General features: G+C 56.6%; 2 protein-coding genes. Both read left to right on the plus strand.

The window, feature by feature from the left end; genetic code table 11:
- The first annotated feature begins 188 nt into the window (after positions 1-188).
- Positions 189-1,670 carry a sigma-54 interaction domain-containing protein gene (locus tag GYA94_RS25720; RefSeq protein WP_161893368.1) on the plus strand — a complete coding sequence of 494 codons (1,482 nt, stop codon included), beginning with the start codon at positions 189-191 and terminating at the stop codon, positions 1,668-1,670.
- A 51-nt stretch (positions 1,671-1,721) separates the two neighbouring features.
- A partial coding sequence (locus GYA94_RS25725) for a DEAD/DEAH box helicase family protein (RefSeq protein ID WP_161893369.1) occupies positions 1,722-4,241 on the plus strand: 2,520 nt, incomplete at its 3' end.

Here is a 4,241-nt window from a genome sequence, read left to right on the forward strand (position 1 = left end):
AGTTCGCCGGACGCTTACCCTAGTCGGTTCATCAAGCCGTTCTCAGGGTGATCCTCTTACCTTTCGTAGCCAGGGCAGTAGCGTGATTGAAACTAACGCGATGATTTACTTTTCGGCATCTTTGCCACAAGGCACAATGCCAGCAAGCCGCGCATCTGGACGCGAGAGGACCTAGGGGATAGGAAGGCGTGTCTACAAAGCAGAAGGTGCTGCTCTGCTGGGTCGGAGGGAACGATCTGAAGGCGTTGTCGGGCAGTGAAACTGGGCCTGTACTGGCGACGCTAAGAGCGCAATCCTTTGATCGCGCGGAACTGCTTTCGTCTTATCCGTCTGAGTTGGTCGAGCCTTATGTCGCCTGGCTCCGTGAGCGGGTCTGTATGCCGGTCACCGTCAGTTATGAGTCACTGACGAGCCCTGTACATTTCGGGGATATCTACCAGGCTGCCAATGCTCACCTGACGCGCCTGCACCTGCATTCCAACCACCTTTCCATTCTCCTCAGCCCTGGCACTCCGGCCATGCAGGCTGTGTGGATTCTCCTGGGCAAGACCCGCTACCCGGTGACTTTCTATCAGTCCTCTCTGGAGCAGGGGGTGCAGCAGGTTGATGTGCCATTTGAGATTGCGGCCGAGTATGTGCCGGCCGCTAACTCCATCAGTGCCGATAAGCTGTTGCGCCTCGCCGACAGTCGGGCGCCGGTTGATGCCGCTTTCGCCAGCATCATCACGCAAAGCGAGCGCATGCTGCTGCTTAAATCGCAAGCGCAGGTGCTGGCTCAGAAGCAGGTCCCGGTGTTGCTCTATGGAGAGACAGGCACTGGTAAAGAGTTGTTCGCCAGAGCCATCCATAATGCTGGTCCGCGTTCGTCAGCGCCTTTCATCGCGCTTAATTGCGGGGCTATCCCACCAGAGCTGATCGACTCTACCTTGTTTGGCCATCGTAAAGGCGCTTTCACCGGCGCGGTGGAGAATCGTGCTGGGGTGTTCCAGCAGGCGGATGGCGGAACCCTGTTCCTTGATGAGTTCGGCGAACTGACGGCGGACGCCCAGGTGCGTTTGCTGAGGGTGTTGCAGGATGGAGTGATTACGCCAGTGGGTAGTAGTCAGGAGGTGCGGGTCAATGTACGCCTGATTACGGCTACCCACCGCAATCTCATGCAGTCGGTGGCAGAACGGCGTTTCCGTGAGGATCTGTTTTATCGAGTCGCCGTTGGCGTTTTGCACTTGCCGCCATTACGCGAGCGAGAGGGTGATCTGTTGCTGCTGGCTGACGCCTTGCTCGGGGAGACCGCCAAGCAAGATGACACTCTAGGCGATAAGAAAATTTCCGCAGAGGCAAAGAATCTTATTCTTCGCCATCCTTGGCGCGGTAATGTTCGTGAGTTGCAATCGGCCCTGTTACGTGCAGCGCTGTGGTGCCGGGGCGATTTGATCGAGGCTGGAGACATAGAGCAGGCGCTGTTCCAGATACCTCAAGATGGGCATGCTGAACAGCTTGAGAGTTTTTCTCAACCTATTGATTTACAAGGGATAATTGCAAATACCGCAAGGCGCTATCTGCGTCAGGCCCTGAAAGTGACCGGGCACAATAAGACCCGGGCAGCCAGCCTGCTGGGGCTGAAAAGCCAGCAAACGCTGACAAACTGGATGAGCAAGTACGACGTCGAATAGAAACTTGGCACGATCCTCGCTCAGAGGATGGTTATGGACAGAATCGCCTATATGAAATCAGTCAACTTCGAGTTCCTTCGTCCCGGCAACGAGTTGCTGGCAAACCTAGCTGGCCTGGCCGAGGCCGTGATCCATATTGATCCGGGTAGCGCTCTGACGCGCTTGCGCAGTTTTGCCGAGGAGCTGACCAAAGGTATCTACAAGGAAGAATTGCTGCCGCGTATGCCGCAGTCGACCTTTTACGAACTGGTTAAAAGCTCGGTGTTCACCGATTGCGTCAGCAAGCCTCTGGTTCACCAAATCAACTTCCTGCGTATCCAGGGCAATGACACCGCTCACGGTGCGGAAGGTGACCTGCGCAATGCGCAGTTGGCACTGAAGACCGCCCATCAACTGGCCATGTACATGGCCATCAAGTACTACGGCACCGCACAGGCTGATATTTCGCCCTTTGCCGAGGTGCAGGATCCGACTGCGACTCTCGCTAGCCTGCAGAAGACCGTCTCCAGCTACGAGAAGGAGCTCACTCAGCAGCAGGAAGAGCTGCAGCGCGTCATGGATAAGCTGGAGCAGGAGCGCACCCGCAATCTTGATAAGCTGGAGCCACTTGCTAAGCCGGATAAGCAGCACCGTCAGCAGCAGAGTCAGAAAGTTGCCGACAGTCTGCAGTGGAACGAAGCCAAGACCCGCGCTCTACTGATCGATGCCATGCTGGTTCAGGCGGGCTGGGATATCAGTAATCCCTCGCAGGTAGGCCAGGAAGTGGACGTCGACTTTCCCGATAACGTCTCTGGCAAGGGCCGTGCTGACTACGTGCTATGGGGTGACAACGGCCAACCGCTGGCTGTGATCGAGGCCAAGAAATCCGGCAATGTCAGTCTGCAGGCCGGACGCGAACAGGCCCGGATGTATGCCGATGGCTTCGAGCGCATGGGCATGCAGCGCCCGGTGATTTTCTACAGCAACGGCTACGAGACCTTCATCTGGGACGACGCGCAATACAACACCTACCGTCCGGTGTACGGCCTCTACAGCAAAGACAGCCTCGAATACCTGATCTATCAGCGCCAATACCGCAAAGCGGAGCTGGAGCGTCATAACCCGGATCTGAATATCGCTGACCGCCCTTATCAGATCGAAGCGATCAAGACGGTTGCCGCTAACTTCCAGCAGCAGCGTCGTCGTGCGCTGATCATTCAAGCCACCGGCACTGGTAAGACTCGCGTGTCCATCGCCTTGGCCGAGTTGCTACTGCGCACCGGTTGGGCCAAGCGCGTGCTGTTCCTGTGTGACCGCAAGGAACTGCGCGTCCAGGCTGATGATGCTTTCAAGCAGAACCTACCCAGCGAGCCGCGTTGCGTGATCGGTGAAACCAACAAGGTCGATCAGACCGCACGTGTCTACATCGCCACCTACCCGGGCATGATGAGCCGCTTCGCCCAGCTTGATGTGGGCTTCTTCGACCTGATCATTGCCGACGAAAGCCACCGTAGCATCTACAACAAGTACCGCGACCTGTTCGACTACTTTGATGCCCTGCAGGTAGGTCTCACCGCCACTCCGGTGAAGTTCATCAGCCGCAATACCTTCGACATGTTCGACTGCGAGACGACCGACCCGACCTTCGAGTTCGGTCTCGATGCAGCCATCAACAATGATCCGCCGTACCTGGTGCCGTTCCGCGTTAAGGACCTTACCACCGATTTCCTACGCGACGGCATTCACTACAACGACCTGAACGAAGGACAGCAGCGTCAGCTTGAAGAGGACCTCGGCGAGGAGGAGGCCAAGCGCACCACCATTGCCGGCAAGGACATCGGTCGCAAGATATTCAGCGAAGACACCGACCGCCTCATTCTGGAAAACCTGATCGACAACGGCATCAAGGATGAGACCGGGTCACTGGTTGGCAAGACCATCGTCTTCGCCCAGCGTCAGGACCATGCTGAGCACTTGGAAAAACTCTTCTGCAAGCTCTACCCGCAGTATGGCAGCAAGGTCTGCAAGGTCATCCACAACCAAATCCCGCACGTGGGTACGCTGATCAAAGAATTCAAAAAACCAGAGAACGACTTCCGCATCGCCATCTCGGTAGATATGCTCGACACCGGTATTGATGTGCCCGAAGTGGTTAACCTGGTATTCGCTAAGCCGGTGAAGTCCTGGGTGAAGTTCTGGCAGATGATCGGTCGCGGCACGCGCCTGCGCCCCAATCTGTTTGGTCAGGGCAAGCACAAAAGCGAGTTCCTCATCTTCGATCACTACGGCAACTTCGACTTCTTCGAGCAGGAGTACGAAGAACCAGATGACAAAAGCGGCAAGTCGCTCCTGCAGACCACCTTCGAAGCGCGTCTGGAGCTAGCGCAGGCGGCTCTCAAACAGAACCATGCCGCCGCCTTTGATACCGCCATTGAACTGCTGCGTGCTGACATCAATGACCTGCCGGAGAGCAGCGTTGCGGTCAAGCGCGAGCTGCGGGCTGTGCACCAACTGCAGCAGGGCGATCAACTGCAAAAGTTTGACGCCAAGACCCAGCATTTGCTGGCAAATACCGGCGATTTTCAAGGTAGT

The organism is Pseudomonas juntendi, assembly GCF_009932375.1.
Taxonomy (GTDB): Bacteria; Pseudomonadota; Gammaproteobacteria; order Pseudomonadales; family Pseudomonadaceae; genus Aquipseudomonas; species Aquipseudomonas juntendi.